Source organism: Pseudomonas sp. Tri1 (genome assembly GCF_017968885.1).
In the GTDB taxonomy this organism is placed as follows: domain Bacteria; phylum Pseudomonadota; class Gammaproteobacteria; order Pseudomonadales; family Pseudomonadaceae; genus Aquipseudomonas.
The window spans coordinates 5,749,566-5,765,254 of record NZ_CP072913.1; the positions used below are offsets into that span (position 1 = coordinate 5,749,566).

The 15,689-nt window shown below is 60.4% G+C and carries 15 protein-coding genes; 3 read left to right on the top strand and 12 right to left on the bottom strand.

Going from position 1 to position 15,689, the window contains the following annotated elements; genetic code table 11:
* Positions 1–28: 28 nt before the first annotated feature.
* From J9870_RS25005 to J9870_RS25030, 6 genes are read right to left on the bottom strand one after another with little or no spacing between them, the layout of a single operon-like run.
* Positions 29–430 carry a type IV pilin protein gene (locus tag J9870_RS25005; RefSeq protein ID WP_210641014.1) on the bottom strand — a complete coding sequence of 134 codons (402 nt, stop codon included), beginning with the start codon at positions 428–430 and terminating at the stop codon, positions 29–31.
* 10 nt (positions 431–440) lie between these two features.
* Positions 441–3,551, bottom strand: coding sequence for a PilC/PilY family type IV pilus protein (locus J9870_RS25010; RefSeq protein WP_210641016.1), 3,111 nt, complete (start codon positions 3,549–3,551; stop codon positions 441–443).
* Entirely contained in the window at positions 3,538–4,017 is a 480-nt protein-coding gene (locus J9870_RS25015) for a PilX N-terminal domain-containing pilus assembly protein (protein ID WP_210641018.1), read from the bottom strand. Before J9870_RS25015 ends, J9870_RS25010 begins: the two co-directional genes overlap by 14 nt.
* Positions 4,018–4,028: 11 nt before the next feature.
* Positions 4,029–4,742, bottom strand: a complete 714-nt coding sequence (locus J9870_RS25020; protein ID WP_210641020.1) for a prepilin-type N-terminal cleavage/methylation domain-containing protein — start codon at positions 4,740–4,742, stop codon at positions 4,029–4,031.
* Positions 4,739–5,200, bottom strand: a complete 462-nt coding sequence (gene pilV, locus J9870_RS25025; RefSeq protein ID WP_210641022.1) for a type IV pilus modification protein PilV — start codon at positions 5,198–5,200, stop codon at positions 4,739–4,741. Before pilV ends, J9870_RS25020 begins: the two co-directional genes overlap by 4 nt.
* Positions 5,197–5,679 carry a GspH/FimT family pseudopilin gene (locus J9870_RS25030; protein WP_210641025.1) on the bottom strand — a complete coding sequence of 161 codons (483 nt, stop codon included), beginning with the start codon at positions 5,677–5,679 and terminating at the stop codon, positions 5,197–5,199. The genes pilV and J9870_RS25030 overlap by 4 nt, the downstream gene beginning before the upstream one ends.
* Positions 5,680–5,807: 128 nt before the next feature.
* Here J9870_RS25030 and J9870_RS25035 point away from each other — a divergent pair, with 128 nt between their 5' ends.
* The gene (locus J9870_RS25035) at positions 5,808–6,323 is read left to right on the top strand and encodes a GspH/FimT family pseudopilin (protein WP_210645420.1); all 516 of its coding nucleotides are present in this window, start codon (positions 5,808–5,810) and stop codon (positions 6,321–6,323) included.
* Here the strand turns inward: J9870_RS25035 and ispH are convergent.
* The 6 genes from ispH to murJ all read right to left on the bottom strand — a co-directional run bounded on the left by ispH (position 6,300) and on the right by murJ (position 13,770).
* Entirely contained in the window at positions 6,300–7,247 is a 948-nt protein-coding gene (gene ispH, locus J9870_RS25040) for a 4-hydroxy-3-methylbut-2-enyl diphosphate reductase (RefSeq protein WP_210641027.1), read from the bottom strand. The two genes, J9870_RS25035 and ispH, sit on opposite strands and share 24 nt — an antisense overlap.
* A gap of 136 nt (positions 7,248–7,383) precedes the next feature.
* A complete protein-coding gene (gene fkpB, locus J9870_RS25045) occupies positions 7,384–7,821 on the bottom strand; it encodes an FKBP-type peptidyl-prolyl cis-trans isomerase (protein ID WP_210641029.1) in 438 nt (145 codons plus the stop codon).
* Positions 7,814–8,326, bottom strand: coding sequence for a signal peptidase II (gene lspA / locus J9870_RS25050; RefSeq protein ID WP_210641031.1), 513 nt, complete (start codon positions 8,324–8,326; stop codon positions 7,814–7,816). The genes fkpB and lspA overlap by 8 nt, the downstream gene beginning before the upstream one ends.
* On the bottom strand, positions 8,319–11,150 hold the full coding sequence (ileS, locus tag J9870_RS25055) for an isoleucine--tRNA ligase (protein ID WP_210641033.1): 2,832 nt from the start codon (positions 11,148–11,150) through the stop codon (positions 8,319–8,321). The genes lspA and ileS overlap by 8 nt, the downstream gene beginning before the upstream one ends.
* 13 nt (positions 11,151–11,163) lie before the next feature.
* Entirely contained in the window at positions 11,164–12,102 is a 939-nt protein-coding gene (gene ribF, locus J9870_RS25060; RefSeq protein ID WP_210641034.1) for a bifunctional riboflavin kinase/FAD synthetase, read from the bottom strand.
* Between the two features lie 129 nt (positions 12,103–12,231).
* The gene (murJ, locus tag J9870_RS25065; RefSeq protein WP_210641036.1) at positions 12,232–13,770 is read right to left on the bottom strand and encodes a murein biosynthesis integral membrane protein MurJ; all 1,539 of its coding nucleotides are present in this window, start codon (positions 13,768–13,770) and stop codon (positions 12,232–12,234) included.
* Between the two features lie 254 nt (positions 13,771–14,024).
* On the opposite strand from murJ, the gene rpsT reads away from it, so the two are divergent.
* Both rpsT and J9870_RS25075 read left to right on the top strand, forming a co-directional pair.
* A complete protein-coding gene (gene rpsT / locus J9870_RS25070) occupies positions 14,025–14,303 on the top strand; it encodes a 30S ribosomal protein S20 (RefSeq protein WP_003185593.1) in 279 nt (92 codons plus the stop codon).
* Between the two features lie 366 nt (positions 14,304–14,669).
* The gene (locus J9870_RS25075) at positions 14,670–15,632 is read left to right on the top strand and encodes a transposase (RefSeq protein ID WP_210639263.1); all 963 of its coding nucleotides are present in this window, start codon (positions 14,670–14,672) and stop codon (positions 15,630–15,632) included.
* Positions 15,633–15,689 lie beyond the last annotated feature (57 nt).

Here is a 15,689-nt window from a genome sequence, read left to right on the forward strand (position 1 = left end):
GCGCAAGGGTGCGCCCGAACAAAGAAACTCAGCGACCCCAGCAATCCTTGGCGGTCAGCCCGGCGGCGGCGTTGATCATGCCCCGTACGCCAGTATTGTTGATGGTGAAATCACCGCACTTGTCCGTGGCCATGGACGAACCGCTCTTGCGCACGGCGGTCAGCGTGAAGCTCTGGTCCGCCAGTGTCTGGGTAATGGTATAGAAATCGTTGCCGCCGCTCAGACCGGTCGCGTTGGTGTAGACGTTATTCTTCGAGTAATAACGCTCGAGAATCTGCGCCTGCTGCGACAGCAACCCAGCGATTTCAGTACGCCGCCCCTTCTTCATGTATTCGGTCAGGCTCGGATAGCCGACGGTGATCACGATACCGATGATCGCAATCACGATCATGATTTCGATCAAGGTGAAACCCCGGTTGGATCTGCGCATGCCTTACCTCTCACTGTATTTGTCGCCACATGATGCGACGGCTACCGCCCACGGATTTTTCCAGCAGCTCGGTGATGTTGCCGCTGGAGTCATTGACGATCATGTTGGTGGCCCCGCTGGCGCTAACCACGGCGCTCAAGGTCGGGATACCGCCCGTGAAGACCACCCCGCTGGAAATCGTATCGGAGCTGTTGATCGTGCCGTCACCGTTGGTATCGAGCACCGCATAATTGAGCATCTTACCGTTGAACGCATCCAACTCGATCAGTTTGCCGGTACCGAAGCTGGCGCAAGGGTCGGTGGTGTCGACGGCAGCGGTGGTAAAGACCACCCGCCCGCTCACCAGATTGGCCGGGTTGATCACCCGCTCTCCGGTCAGCACGTTGTTGTACACCAAGGGCAGGTACCAGCCCTTTTTCGAAGGATAAGCCACGTCGGTCTGGCTGGTGGTCACGAACTGCCCCGTACTGCCTGAGAACACCCCCGTGATCGACTGGGCCTGCAGGTTCGACACGGTGATTTGCCCGGCACCGCCGGTGGCGTCCCATATCGAGTAGAACCCTTGCAGGTCCTTGTTGAGTTTATCCGCCGTTTCGTTGAACTTGCCGGTGCCGAAAAACACCTGGGTACCGCCCTGGGGATTGGCTGCCAGCAACGGTTGAACGGTGATCGGCTGGGTCGCGCCACCGGACGTGGTGAACAACGGCTGGCCGGAAAACGCTACGCCCCATGTGGTCGGGGAAGTACCACTGAGGTCGAACTTCCACATCCGCCCTCTCAAGTCGCCCCCGTACGCTGCCTGGACGACATTCTGGGAGTTGACCCGCAGCTTGACCGACGACAGGCCGTTATTGGTGTCGCTGCTGTTGATGACGATTTTGCGGATCAACGAACCGTCGCGGATATCCACCACGTACAGCGCCGCCACGCCGCTGTTGCTGCCGTAGCCATTAGAGATGAACGCCGCCCAGCGTCCATCCGCCAGGCGGGCGACTTCGGGGCGGGCGTAGGCGTAGCCCAGATCATTGAAGACGTTGGCCGTGTTGGCAACGGCCGGTGCGCTGATTTCCCACAGCGCCCGAAGTGCATTGCCCGCCGCCGCATCGAACAACTGGACCGCGAAAAACGTCTTGCCTCCGGCGCCAGTGCCGCCCACCGCCACCGTCTTCCAAGCGCTCCCCGACTGCGTGTCGAATACGCCGATCTGGCCGTCCACCAAAAACTTGTGGCTCACGCCATTGACGTAATTGGTGTCGGCAATGTTCACCAGCGAGGGCAGCACGCTCGACGGCATATAGGCGTAACGCCGCGTACCGTTGGCGCTGTTGATGACACTGAAAAAACCATCGTTGGCGTTCACCACCAGGTTGGCGCTCATGTTCGTCGCCTTGGTCGTCAGATACGCGCTGTAGCTGGTGTCGTTGAGCAAATCCGCGGCGGTCTGCTCATTAGGCGATGCCAGCACCAGTGGCGAGTTGATGATGTCCCCCAACAACACACTGCGCACCTTCAAGCCGGTTTTATTGACGCCCTTGCTCCATTCCACCAGATCGTTGCCGGTAATCCCCGTGGGCAGGTTCTGGTTGAGGCTGGTTTGCTGGGCGGGTGACAAATTAGCGTAGGCCAGGGTCACAGGCGCATTGGTCACGGTATTCCACGACTGATAAATCGGCGCCGTGGCGCCGGGCACGATGGCCGTGTCGGTGGTCCATTGCGCCGCAGCCCTGTTGACCGTGCCTGCCGCGGTGAAACCGAACGCCCGGATGGTGCCGCGCCAGTCCTTGGGGTCATAGGTGGTCTGATAATAACTGGAGGTGCTGGACACCGTGGCGGCGTTGGTGGTGCCAGCACCTCCGGACCCGGCCTTGGAGGTGATGTCGCTCAGGGCTGATGACAGGGCATCGTTCAAACCCTCGCTGTCGGTCGCCTGGTAATACTTGCCTGTGCCATAGCGGGCGGCGTCGGACAGCATCTGGTTGGTGGCGGTAAAACCCACAGTGTAGGTATTGAGGTACTGCCGGGGAAAATCCGTCGCGTTCCAACTCTGGCCGGTGGCGTCGGTGCCAGTGGAGCGCATGTCGATGTCGAAGGCGAACTTGGCGATGTCGTCCAGGTACAGCGTGTCACCCTCACCATCACCATTGAGATCGGCGCCATCGCTATTGCTGCCGCTGATACCGCTATCCCAGTTCGGCAGGCGGGAGCCGCCCAGCGGATCGTTGGTGGGAAACGTGCGGTCATAGGTGGGCAACCCGTCAGTGATCACCACGCCGAAGTTTTTCTGGCAACGGTACTGGATCGGGCTGGTATAGGTGGTCGGCGTGCTGTTGTAGTACGGTGCCATCCCCCTGAAATAACGGGTGACTTCGTAGTAGCTCTCGGCCAGCGGCGTATTCGCCACAGCGCCCAAACCGTTGATCGCATTGATCAGGGCAGTGTAGTTGCTGTTGGCCTGGGTCTGGGTCACGCTGCCGCTGACCGGCGAAAGGTCACTGACCGAACGGGCGATGTAGCCCCCAGGTCCGGAGTTGCTGCTGTTGGGTGGATTAAAAGTCGCGAGGCCAATGCGCAAGGCGCGGTTATTAGTGACCAGGTCATTGGACACATCCCGCGCCACGTTGATTCGATAATCATTGGGAATCGTACCGGTGGTGAAGTCCCGGTTCGAGCCGTTGGCCAAGGTCAGCAGATACGCCAGGTATTTGGTGGTATAGCGGGTGTTGCCACCGCCCACCGGGTCCGGCAAGCGCAGGCAGACACGGCCTAGGCTACCCCGGTAGAAACCATACCAACCGCTCGTGCAACCTCCACGGAACAGGCTGACCAACAGAACGTTGCCATCGTCTGGATCCAGCGTCACACCGCCGGAACAGCTGTTGCTGGAGTTACAGTTATTGACAGCTGGGCGCGAGACATTCGGATCAAACCCCGCCGCCCAGATAATATTATTCATACTCCCCGAGTCATCGATCAGCAGCATCACGTTCGGGGTAACGGCGGCGGCACTCAGTAACGGCGAGTCCGAAGGCGTGAACGCATAGGCCGGGGTCATCAGGTAAAGGCTGAGCAACGCCCCCCACACCATCGCTCTCCAGCCTCGGCGAGCCTCAGTATTTCGCATAGATGCTCTCCACCACGCTGCGCTGGTTGTTGCCCACCACCGCCACCGCTGTGATCCGGTACAGCGTCGCCGAAGTATTGACCGGCACATTGACCGCTGCGAGCGTGGTGCCGATGTTCTGCACGCCATAAAACCCACCACCAGCGGCGACCCAGGTCACCCCAGAGGATGAATAGCGTCCTGCCGCCGTAACGGTCGCCGATTCAGGCGGCGGCGCGCATTGGGCCGTGCTGGTACAGACGGGCAAGGAATAGGTCTCGACCTGCACCGCGCTCTCACCGATCCTCAACGCCGCCTCGGCGATCTGGAAAGACTGGTTACGCAGCATGACGCTGCTGGTCATCTTTTCCTGGAGCGTGGCGCTCTGCATCGACGACAGGCCAATCAGGGTCAGGAGCAGCAGGAAAACCAGGCTGACCAGCAAGGCCATGCCGCGCTGGCGGTGTGCAATGGCGTTCGGATTCATCGGTCGCCCCCTCACAAAAGCCGGTTGCGCAAAGCGGCAACCACGTTGAAGGTCTGCTCGCGCACGGCGTTCTTCGGATCAAAGAGCGTCAGGGTCAGGCGCACGCTGCGAATCAGTGCAGGGTCAGTTGGATTGCTGCTGTAGCTCGACGCCGCGATGTCCGTCGCGCTGCTGGCTACGCCGAAAGTCACGTTGAAGGTTCGGACGTTGTCCACCAGCACCGCCAGGGTCGGGTTACCGGCACCAGTGCCCATCAGCAACTGGTTATTGCTGAAGCTGTAGATCAGCCGTCGTATCGGAAACGCCGTCTGCCCGGCCGCAGGTACCCGTACTCCGGTGTAGGCGGTTGCCGAGGTGCGGCAATCGGAGACGACGGTCCAGGTCGGTACGCCACCACCACCGCCGACATCCGTTGTCACCAGGGTCAGTTTCAGGTTGGTGTTGTCCCAGCGGATCGGCGTGATCTGGCTGGCATTGAAGTCCCCCGCCGAGGAAGCATCGGTAATGGTCCCCAGGCAACCGAACATGCCCACCATGCGCAGTTCCTGGACCATTTTGCTCAAGGCGAACCGGGCGTCCTCCTGCATCACCGCCGCCGCCCCCTGGCTGATGTAGGTGTTCTTGGCCGCAATGAAAATCTGCACCACGCCCAGCACGACGATCAGGCTGAGCACCAGCGCGATCATCAATTCAATCAGGCCGAATCCCCGGCAATACTTGTTCAAGGCGGTGTCCCCACCGGGTCGACAGCGACACGACTGGTCAGCACGAAGCTGCGTCGCGCCTCGGCCGCGTCGGACGTGTTGGCGGCGCGGTCGTCGTCCCAGGAAATGGTGATGGTGTAGACCCGCTGGTTCAGCCGAATGGTGCCGGTGGCCGTGGCGCCGCCGAAGGCAATGATGTTGGTCTTGAAATCGTAGAGGTCCTGGTCGCGAGCAACGTTGAGGTTCGGCGAACTGGGCGGCGTGACGGTGTAGTCGGCACCGGAGTTGGCGCGGATGCGGTCCAGAATGTCATAGGCGATGAAACTGGCCTGGCTGGTCATGCGCGAACTGTCGGTGTACTTGAGGGCATTGAGCTGAATCATCGCCGCCCCCAGCAAACCCACGCCGAGGATCAGCACCGCCACCAGCACTTCGATCAGCGTCATGCCCCCCTGTGCCTTGTTACTGCAATCCTTCATCCGCAACTTCCACCCAAAACGATTCTTCCATTGAGGCAAACACTCAGCGTCCGACTCTGCGCCCCCCTTACATAATTGAAGCTCACTGGCGTAGCCGGGGCCGACAACCCGCCAAGGCTGTTGAAATCCATGTTGGTCACCTCTGAGGTTAGCGTCAGAGTGACGCCGCTGCCCATCGCTGGAACAACCCGCAATACATTGGTCGGGGTGGTCGGATTGCCAGTGTTGTCATACACCATCAATTCACCGCTCCAGGCACCGCCCTGGGTCGTGGGGCGAATCCGAATGGTGACACCACGGTCGATCGCTTCCATTCGGGCAAAGTTCAGCGCCCGGCGCAGATCGCTGATCTCGGTATCGGCCTTGGTGCTCTGCATCGATCCGGTAAACGCCGGCACCGCCAGGGTGATCAGGATCAGCATCACGCCGAGGGCCACCACCACCTCAATCAGCGTGAAACCTTTTGTACGAAGATCCATCGGTGCCCTCCGTTGCCGTCGGCTATACCTGCTTGTACACGCTAGAACAAACCACCGCCGCGTGTACGGTTGTTTTGGAATACGGCGCACGGATCGCGCCGCTTAACACGCTTCAGGGAGGAGATGTCATGCACCAACAGGGCTTCAGCCTGATCGAGCTGCTCATGGGACTGGCGATTGCGGCAATTGTTCTGTCGTGGGCCGGCTCCGGCTACAAAGCGCTGGTCGAATCCACTGAACGCAAAGACGCCGCGCTGCTATTGGCCAGCGGCTTGCGCAGCGCTCGCAGCGAAGCCATCGCGCGCAACCGAACCGTCGTGATCAGAGGGATAGACAACGATTGGGGCCGGGGCTGGCGGATCACGCTGGACGACAAAGAGAAAACATTGCTGATGGAACGCAGTAGTCGCGCCCGGGTGATTGGCAACTGGCCGGTGAAGCGGTCGGTGCGGTTCAGCAGCCTGGGGGAGGCACTACTGCCCAGCGGCGCCTTCCAGGCCGGCACGCTACACGTGTGCGCCAAACGCGAGCCACTCAGTCACCATCAGGTGGTGCTGGCGCGCACCGGACGCATCAGCCTACGCAGCGAAAAAGCCGAGCAGGCCGCATGCGAAAAGGACTTAAAGCAGGGAACGGACGCGTAGCTCTTTGGGCATCGAGAAAGTGATGTTCTCCTCGCGACCGGCCAATTCATCGGCACCGGTTGCGCCCCAGGCCTGCAATTGCTGGATCACGCCACGCACCAGCACTTCCGGCGCGGAGGCACCGGCGGTGATGCCGATACGCTCGACGCTGTCGAACCAGCTACGCTGCATGTCCTCGGCGCCGTCAATCAGATAAGCCGGCGTGTCCATGCGCTCGGCCAGCTCACGCAAGCGATTGGAGTTGGAGCTGTTCGGGCTGCCGACCACCAGGACCACATCGCATTCGTTGGCCAGTTGCTTGACCGCGTCCTGACGGTTCTGGGTGGCGTAGCAGATGTCGTCCTTGCGTGGCCCGCCGATGGCCGGGAAGCGAGCACGCAGTGCGTCGATCACCCGACTCGTGTCGTCCATGGACAGGGTGGTCTGGGTGACAAAAGCCAGGCTCTCGGGGTTACGGACCTGCAAGGCCGCGACGTCAGCCTCGTCCTCGACCAGGTAGATCGCCCCGCCATTCCTGGCGTCGTACTGGCCCATGGTGCCTTCGACTTCCGGATGCCCCTCGTGGCCGATCAGGATGCATTCGCGACCGTCACGGCTGTAGCGCGCGACCTCGATATGCACCTTGGTCACCAGTGGGCAAGTGGCGTCGAACACCTTCAGGCCACGGCCGGCGGCTTCGGTGCGCACCGCTTGGGAAACCCCGTGGGCGCTGAAAATCACGATGACGTCGTCCGGGACCTGGTCCAGCTCCTCGACAAAGATCGCTCCGCGGCTACGCAGGTCTTCGACGACGAATTTGTTGTGGACCACTTCGTGGCGCACATAGATCGGCGGCCCGAAGACTTCCAGGGCGCGGTTGACGATTTCGATCGCCCGGTCCACACCGGCGCAGAAGCCACGGGGGTTGGCGAGTTTGATTTGCATGCTGTGCCTCGTGTCTGTGGGAGCGAGCCTGCTCGCGATGCGGTGGATCAGTCAACTCGACGGTGGCTGGGACTCAGCTATCGCGAGCAGGCTCGCTCCCACAGGAATTGTGGGGGCAGCCACTGCCCGTTAAACCTTAAAGCGCCTTGACCTCGAGGATTTCCACTTCGAAGCTCAAGGTCTTGCCCGCCAGCGGATGGTTGAAGTCCACGGTCACCTGGGCGTCGTCGTAAGTCTTCACCACACCTGGCAGCTCGGTGTTGGCAGCGTCGTTGAAGATCACCAGCAGGCCCTCGGACAGCTCCATGTCCTGGAACTGGGAGCGTGGCATGGTCTGCACGTTTTGTGGGTTGGGCTGACCAAAGGCGTTTTCCGGTGGAACGACCACGGTGCGCTTGTCGCCGGCCTTGAAACCGAAAATCGCTGCTTCGAAGCCGGGCAACAGGTTACCGTCGCCGACCTTGAATACCGCCGGGGCTTTGTCGAAAGTGCTGTCGACAGTGTCGCCGTTTTCCAGGTGCAGGGCGAAGTGAAGCTTCACTTCAGTGTTTTGAGCGATACGCTGCTCAGTCATGGACGGCTTCTCCGGTTTTCTTGCTCTTGAACATATCCAGGGCGAGCATCACGGCGCCCACGGTGATAGCGCTGTCGGCAAAGTTGAACGCCGGGAAATACCAGCGGTTCTGCCAATGCACCAGGATGAAATCGATGACGTGGCCCAGGGCAATCCGATCATAGAGATTGCCCAACGCGCCACCGAGCACCAACGCCAGCGCCACGGCCAGCCAGGTTTCATCGCGGCCCAGGCGCTTGAGCCAGACTACCAGCACGGCGCTGACCACAACCGCGATCAGGGCGAACAGCCAGCGCTGCCAGCCCGAACTGTCGGCCAGGAAACTGAACGCCGCCCCCGTGTTGTAGGCCAGGGTCCAGCTGAAGTAGTCAGGGATGACCACGATCTGCTGGTACATGGTCAGCGAGTGCTCGAAGTAGTACTTGCTGGCCTGGTCGATGACCAGGACCAACACGCTCAACCACAACCAGCCCAGCCGTCCGAAACGGCTCGCCACGTTAGGCATAGTGACGAACCTCACCGCTGCCGCTGATGTTATCGACGCAACGACCGCAGATTTCCGGATGTTCCGGGTTCACGCCGACGTCTTCGCGGCAGTGCCAGCAACGGGCGCACTTGGTGTGGTTCGACTTGACGATCTTGAGCTTCAGGCCGCTGACTTCAGTGACCACCGCATCGGCCGGTGCCTGCACGAAAGGTGCAACACTGGCAGTGGAGGTGATCAGCACGAAGCGCAGCTCGTTGCCCAGTTTGGCCAGGTCGCAGCCCAGGGCTTCTTCGGCGTAGAGGGTCACTTCGGCCTGCAGGTTGCCACCGACGGCCTTGGCCGCGCGCTGGATCTCCATTTCCTTGTTGACCGCCGCCTTGACCGCCATGATCCGGTCCCAATAGGCCCGGTCCAGCTCAAAGCCTTGCGGCAACTCGGTGAGGCCTTCGTACCAGGTGTTGAGCATCACCGATTCGTTGCGCTCGCCCGGCAGGTACTGCCACAACTCGTCGGCGGTGAACGCCAGGATCGGCGCGATCCAGCGCACCAGCGCCTCGCTGATGTGGAACAGCGCGGTCTGGCACGAACGGCGCGCCTTGCTGTTGGCGCCGGTGGTGTACTGGCGATCCTTGATGATGTCGAGGTAGAAACCACCCAGCTCCTGCACACAGAAGTTGTGGATCTTGGAATAGACGTTCCAGAAGCGGTATTCGCCGTAGTGTTCCTGCAACTCGCGCTGCAGCAGCAGGGTACGGTCCACGGCCCAACGGTCCAGCGCGAGCATTTCTTCGGCCGGCAGCAGATCGGTGGCCGGGTTGAAGCCGGTCAGGTTGGAAAGCAGGAAGCGCGCGGTGTTACGGATCCGCCGGTAGGCGTCCGCGCTGCGCTGCAGGATCTGCTCGGAAACAGCCATCTCGCCGGAATAATCGGTGGAGGCAACCCACAGGCGCATGATGTCGGCGCCCAGGGTGTCGTTGACCTTCTGCGGCGCGATCACGTTGCCCAGGGACTTGGACATCTTGCGGCCGGACTCATCGACGGTGAAGCCGTGGGTCAGCAGCTCGCGGTACGGCGCGTGGTCGTCGATGGCGCAACCGGTCAGCAACGAGGAATGGAACCAGCCACGGTGCTGGTCCGAACCTTCCAGGTACAGGTCGGCACGCGGGCCGCTCTCGTGGCCCATCGGGTGCGAACCGCGCAGCACGTGCCAATGGGTGGTGCCAGAGTCGAACCAGACGTCCAGGGTGTCGCTGATCTTGTCGTACAGCGGCGCTTCGTCGCCCAAAAGCTCAGCGGCATCCATCTTGAACCAGGCTTCGATGCCTTCGACTTCGACGCGCTTGGCCACTGCTTCCATCAGCTCAACGGTGCGTGGGTGCAGCTCGCCGCTTTCCTTGTTCAGGAAAAACGGGATCGGCACGCCCCAGTTGCGCTGGCGGGAGATGCACCAGTCGGGACGGTTGGCGATCATCGAGTGCAGGCGCGCCTGGCCCCAGGCCGGCACGAATTTAGTGTCTTCGATGGCCTTGAGGGATCGCTGGCGCAGGGTGTCGCCAGTGGTGGGCTGCTTGTCCATGCCGATGAACCACTGCGCGGTGGCGCGGTAGATCAGCGGGGTCTTGTGGCGCCAGCAGTGCATGTAGCTGTGTTCGATGACGGTGGTGTGCAACAGCGCGCCGACTTCGGTCAGCTTGTCGACGATGGCCGGGTTGGCTTTCCAGATGAACTGGCCGCCGAAGAATTCCAGCGACGGCACGTACACGCCATTGCTCTGCACCGGGTTGAGGATGTCGTCGTTGACCATGCCGTATTTCTTGCAGGTCACGAAGTCGTCAACGCCATAGGCCGGCGCGGAGTGAACCACGCCAGTGCCCGCACCCAGTTCCACGTAGTCGGCCAGGTACACCGGCGACAGGCGATCATAGAACGGGTGACGGAAATTGATCAGCTCCAGCGCCGAACCTGGCGCGGTGGCAACCACCGAACCTTCGAGGCTGTAGCGGGCCAGGCAGGATTCGACCAGCTCTTCGGCCAGCACCAGCAGCTTGTCGCCGACGTCGACCAGGGCGTAGTTGAACTCCGGGTGGACGTTCAGCGCCTGGTTGGCCGGGATGGTCCACGGGGTGGTGGTCCAGATCACGATCGCGGCCGGTTTGGCCAGCTTGCCCAGGCCGAAAGCGGCGGCGAGCTTGTCTTCATCGGCAATCGGGAACGCGACGTCGATGGTCGAGGACTTCTTGTTTTCGTACTCGACTTCCGCCTCGGCCAGGGCCGAACCGCAATCGAAGCACCAGTTCACCGGCTTGAGGCCCTTGAACACGAAGCCGCCCTCGACGATTTTCGCCAGGGCACGGATTTCGCCGGCTTCGTTCTTGAAGTCCATGGTCTTGTACGGATTGGCGAAGTCGCCCAGCACGCCAAGGCGAATGAATTCGGACTTCTGCCCTTCGATCTGCTCGGTGGCGTAGGCACGGCACAGCTCGCGGGTCTTGTCCGCGCCCAGGTTCTTGCCGTGGGTCACTTCGACCTTGTGCTCGATCGGCAGGCCATGGCAGTCCCAACCCGGGACATACGGCGCATCAAAACCCGACAGGGTCTTGGAGCGGATGATCATGTCCTTGAGAATCTTGTTCAGCGCGTGACCGATGTGAATGGTGCCATTGGCGTACGGAGGGCCGTCGTGCAGGACGAACTTCGGACGATCCTTGCCAATTTCGCGCAACTTTCCGTACAGGCCAATGCTGTCCCAACGCTGCAGAATCTGTGGTTCGCGCTGAGGCAGGCCGGCCTTCATTGGGAAGGCGGTGTCCGGAAGGTTTAGCGTGGCTTTATAGTCGGTCATTTAAGGCTCTTCATTAGCGATTGGCGCTGGTTGCGACAAGGGCACGGGCGGCGGCGATATCTGCATTGATCGCCGTCTTGAGCGCCTCCAGAGAGGCAAAACGCTGCTCTTCACGCAGCTTTTGGTGGAAAACCACCGTCAAACGCCGGTCATACAGATCGCCGGCAAAATCCAGAACATGTACTTCGAGGTGGGCCTTGCCATCCCCTTGGACCGTGGGCCGTACGCCGATATTGGCGACACCGGGCCAGGTCTTGCCGTCGATCTCGACACTCACCAGGAACACCCCGGTCAACGGTACACGACGACGCTTGAGTTGCACGTTGGCCGTCGGCGTGCCCAATTGGCGCGCCAGTTTCTGCCCGTGCAGGATCCGCCCGGCAATCCGGTACGGCCGGCCGAGCAAGCGCTCGGCCAATTCGAAGTCGCCAGCTGCCAGGGCATTGCGGACCTGGGTGCTGCTGACGCGCAAGCCGTCGATCTCGACAGTCTGCGCCGCCTCGACAGTGAAACCCTGGGCGATACCGGCCTGTTGCAAGTAGTTGAAATCCCCTACCCGGTCACAGCCGAAACGAAAATCGTCGCCCACTTCCAGATGCTTCACACCCAGACCGTCCACCAGGATGGTCTCGACGAACGCGGCGGCGCTGAGCTTGCTCAGGCGCCGGTTGAAGGCCAGGCACAGGACCCGGTCGATGCCTTCGGCGGCCAGCAGTTGCAGCTTATCGCGCAAACGGGCCAGACGGGCCGGGGCGGTGGCAGGGTCGAAACATTCCCGGGGCTGCGGCTCGAAGATCACCACGCAGCTCGGCACGCCCAATTCCAGCGCACGCTCGCGCAGCCGCGCCAGGATAGCCTGGTGGCCACGGTGAACACCGTCAAAGTTGCCAATAGTGGCGACACAGCCCCGATGTTGGGGGCGCAGGTTGTGGAGGCCTCGAACCAGCTGCATAACGCGCTTCTTGCTCATAAAGTGGCCGATTATAACCACACCCGGCGGCCAACGACAGGCAACACCGCAAGCCAAAGTGATCGAACCGACAAAACCGCTGCCCGGCCAGGGATTCTCGAAGGCAAACCCTCAGCTCAAGGCCTTGCGATTGAAGTCGCGCAGGCGGAAACCCATCAACAGCAACATACCGAAATATGCCACCACGCCGGCGGCGACCAGCACGCCCAGACGCAGGAAACGCGCGAGCATCTGCCCTTCGCCCCAGGCCGGCATGAAATGCATCGCGCCAAGCAGGACTGCCGACATCACCGCCACGGCCACCAGCAGCTTGAGGCCGAACTTGCCCCAGCCCGGCTGCGGCTGATACATCTTCTGTTTGCGCAGTTGGTAAAACAGCAACCCGGCGTTGAGACAGGCGCCGGCACTGATCGCCAAGGCCAGGCCGGCGTGCGCCAGCGGACCGATCAGCAACAGGTTGAACAGTTGGGTCATCACCAAGGTAAAAATGGCGATTTTCACCGGCGTGCGAATGTTTTGCTGGGCGTAGAAGCCTGGCGCCAGCACCTTGATCACGATGATCCCGAGCAAGCCCACCGAGTATGCGATCAGCGCACGCTGGGTCATCAAGGCGTCGAACGCATTGAATTGACCGTATTGGAACAGCGAAACCGTCAGCGGCTCAGCCAGGATTCCCAGCGCGAGGGAACAGGGCAAGACCAGCACGAAGCACAGGCGCAAGCCCCAGTCGAGGATGCGCGAGTATTCCTGGCGGTCCTGGCTGGCGTAGGTCTTGGCCAGGGTTGGCAGCAGGATCGTGCCCAGGGCCACGCCCAGCACGCCGGACGGCAACTCCATCAGGCGGTCGGCGTAGTACATCCACGACACCGAGCCGGCCACCAGGAACGAAGCGAAAATGGTGTTGATAATCAGGGAAATCTGACTCACAGACACCCCGAGGATCGCCGGCAGCATCTGCTTCATCACCCGCCATACACCGCTGTCGCGCAGATTCAGCCGCGGCAGCACCAGCATGCCGATCTTTTTCAGGTGCGGCAGTTGGTACAGCAACTGCGCCAGGCCACCGACCAATACCGCCCAGCCGAGAGCCATCACGGGAGGGTCGAAGTATGGCGTGAGGAACACCGCAAACACGATCATGCTGACGTTGAGCAGGGTCGGCACAAAGGCCGGCACGGAAAAACGGTTCCAGGTATTGAGAATTGCCCCGGCCAGGGACGACAGGGAGATCAGCAATATATAAGGAAAGGTCACCCGCAGCAGGTCCGAGGTGAGCTGGAATTTTTCCGGCGTATCGGTGAAACCCGGGGCCGTGGCCCAGATCACCCACGGCGCGGCGAGCATGCCGGCGGCCGTGACCAACGCCAGCACCAAGGTCAGCAGCCCTGTGACGTAGGCGATGAACGTGCGGGTCGCCTCGTCGCCCTTCTGGCTTTTATATTCCGCCAGGATTGGCACAAAAGCCTGGGAAAAAGCACCTTCGGCGAAGATCCGGCGCAACAGGTTGGGCAACTTGAAGGCAATGAAAAAGGCGTCGGTGGCCATTCCGGCACCGAATATCCGCGCTATCAGCGTGTCGCGAACAAACCCCAGGACACGGGAAAGCATCGTGATAGAGCTGACGGCAGCCAATGATTTGAGCAGATTCATGAAAAGAGTTTTTGCCTGTCGATAAACAGCAGGCGAACAACGCGCCCACTTATGCGATACTCCGCGCCGCTAAACAGTACAGAGCCAAAGCCCGCGAGTTTACAGGTCGCACGCCGGAAAGAAATCCTTCGGTGCGCTGCACCTGCCATTCAGCGGAACGCGTCACCCGCCCTTGACAAGACCTCAACTCATCGGCATGATTCGCGGCCTATTTTGTTTGCTATTTCCTAAAAAGTCTTTCGAGGAGCTCGACGGTGGCCAACACACCTTCCGCCAAAAAACGTGCAAAACAGGCTGAGAAGCGTCGCAGCCACAACGCCAGCCTGCGTTCCATGGTCCGTACCTACATCAAGAACGTAGTTAAGGCCATCGACGCAAAAGACGCTGAAAAAGCCCAAGCTGCTTACGTTCTGGCTGTGCCAGTTATCGACCGTATGGCCGATAAAGGCATCATCCACAAGAACAAGGCTGCTCGCCATAAGAGCCGCCTGAATGGCCACGTAAAGGCCTTGAACGTTGCCGCTGCTGCCTAAGCGACGCGCTCGTTAAAAAACCGACCTTAGGGTCGGTTTTTTATTGCCTGGGATTTACCCCACGCCAGAGCACCCCTCCCCTGTGGGAGCGAGCTTGCTCGCGATGGCGGTGGATCAGATGACGGAAATGGTGACCGCACTGCCGTCATCGCGAGCAAGCTCGCTTGTATGTTTAGACTTGAAGGGGTGGGCGGGACTAAAAGCTCGATTCCGACTCTAGCCAGTACGGACCGTGGGAGACTTCTCGTTCCGCCCTTTCTACCTAAAGCGCCGATAAGGAATTCATCGGTAAAACCGACGATAGAGGCAAGCCAGCGCAAAGGTAGACCCCGACAAGCACCTAAACCCTAGCTCCGAGGATTCGTCATGACAATCCTTAACTCACCAACGGTTATTGGTATCGATGTAGCGAAGGCCGAAATCGTCGTTTACCGCGAAGACCTGAAAATCACTCAAGCCATCGCCAACAATCGAGAAGCTCTTGGCCGGTGGCTCAAAACGCTACCAGCCCAAAGCTCGATTGCGCTGGAAGCCACCAGTTTTTATCACCTGGACACAGCTGAGCTGGCCCATGGAATGGGGTTTCATGTTTACGTTGTGGATCCTTATCGGGTGGCCCATTACCGTGAAAGTATTGGGCTGCGGGCTAAAACTGATCCTTGTGATGCGCGTTTGCTGGCTCGTTATCTAACGAACGAGCAAGCAAGGCTGCGTATCTGGAGCCCACCTCCAGAAGCCTACAAAGTGTTAAAAAACCTGCTTAGAAAACGTGCGGCACTCATCAAGGCCCGCGTCAGTATCGTGCTGAGTTTTTCGAACGAACCGTGCCTAAAGGACATCTTGGCCCGGCAGTTGGAGGTCTTCAAAGAGTCCGATCAGGCCATTCAGAAGCTAATGCGTGAGGCCAGCCAAGCGGTAGGGATCACTGAAAACATCAACCGCTGCAAAGCCATTGAAGGGATTGGTGAACTGACGGCCATTGGCTTGGCGACCGCATTCATGCGCGGTCACTTTGTCAGTGGCGATGCATTCATTGCTTTCTTGGGGATGGATTTGCGTCCAAAAGACTCAGGGAAGAAGCACAGTCCTCGTCACTTGAGCAAAAAAGGGGACGGGGAGCTACGACGCCTGGCGCACAACGCCGCGATGGCGGCCTGTCGGTCTCCTGCCTGGAAACCTTACTATGAGGCCTTCTTGGCACGAGGCCTGGCCAGAACTCAGGCCTTGGTTATCCTCGCCCGCAAGTTGTGTCGGGTAGCATTCGCCCTGATGAAAAATCAGAGCGAATACCAACCAAATTCACGGTTGCAGGGTTCCCCTGCAACATAGAATCTCCCACACTGGATCTTCAGCGGGCATAAGCCCCGCGCCCAGCACACATCCCCT

What these genes read in the sequence shown, in the direction of transcription:
- J9870_RS25005 (WP_210641014.1), bottom strand. Translation starts at nt 430, where the DNA reads ATGCGCAGATCCAACCGGGGTTTCACCTTGATCGAAATCATGATCGTG.
- J9870_RS25010 (WP_210641016.1), bottom strand. Translation starts at nt 3,551, where the DNA reads ATGCGAAATACTGAGGCTCGCCGAGGCTGGAGAGCGATGGTGTGGGGG.
- J9870_RS25015 (WP_210641018.1), bottom strand. Translation starts at nt 4,017, where the DNA reads ATGAATCCGAACGCCATTGCACACCGCCAGCGCGGCATGGCCTTGCTG.
- pilV (WP_210641022.1), bottom strand. Translation starts at nt 5,200, where the DNA reads ATGAAGGATTGCAGTAACAAGGCACAGGGGGGCATGACGCTGATCGAA.
- J9870_RS25030 (WP_210641025.1), bottom strand. Translation starts at nt 5,679, where the DNA reads ATGGATCTTCGTACAAAAGGTTTCACGCTGATTGAGGTGGTGGTGGCC.
- J9870_RS25035 (WP_210645420.1), top strand. Translation starts at nt 5,808, where the DNA reads ATGCACCAACAGGGCTTCAGCCTGATCGAGCTGCTCATGGGACTGGCG.
- ispH (WP_210641027.1), bottom strand. Translation starts at nt 7,247, where the DNA reads ATGCAAATCAAACTCGCCAACCCCCGTGGCTTCTGCGCCGGTGTGGAC.
- fkpB (WP_210641029.1), bottom strand. Translation starts at nt 7,821, where the DNA reads ATGACTGAGCAGCGTATCGCTCAAAACACTGAAGTGAAGCTTCACTTC.
- lspA (WP_210641031.1), bottom strand. Translation starts at nt 8,326, where the DNA reads ATGCCTAACGTGGCGAGCCGTTTCGGACGGCTGGGCTGGTTGTGGTTG.
- ileS (WP_210641033.1), bottom strand. Translation starts at nt 11,150, where the DNA reads ATGACCGACTATAAAGCCACGCTAAACCTTCCGGACACCGCCTTCCCA.
- ribF (WP_210641034.1), bottom strand. Translation starts at nt 12,102, where the DNA reads ATGCAGCTGGTTCGAGGCCTCCACAACCTGCGCCCCCAACATCGGGGC.
- murJ (WP_210641036.1), bottom strand. Translation starts at nt 13,770, where the DNA reads ATGAATCTGCTCAAATCATTGGCTGCCGTCAGCTCTATCACGATGCTT.
- J9870_RS25075 (WP_210639263.1), top strand. Translation starts at nt 14,670, where the DNA reads ATGACAATCCTTAACTCACCAACGGTTATTGGTATCGATGTAGCGAAG.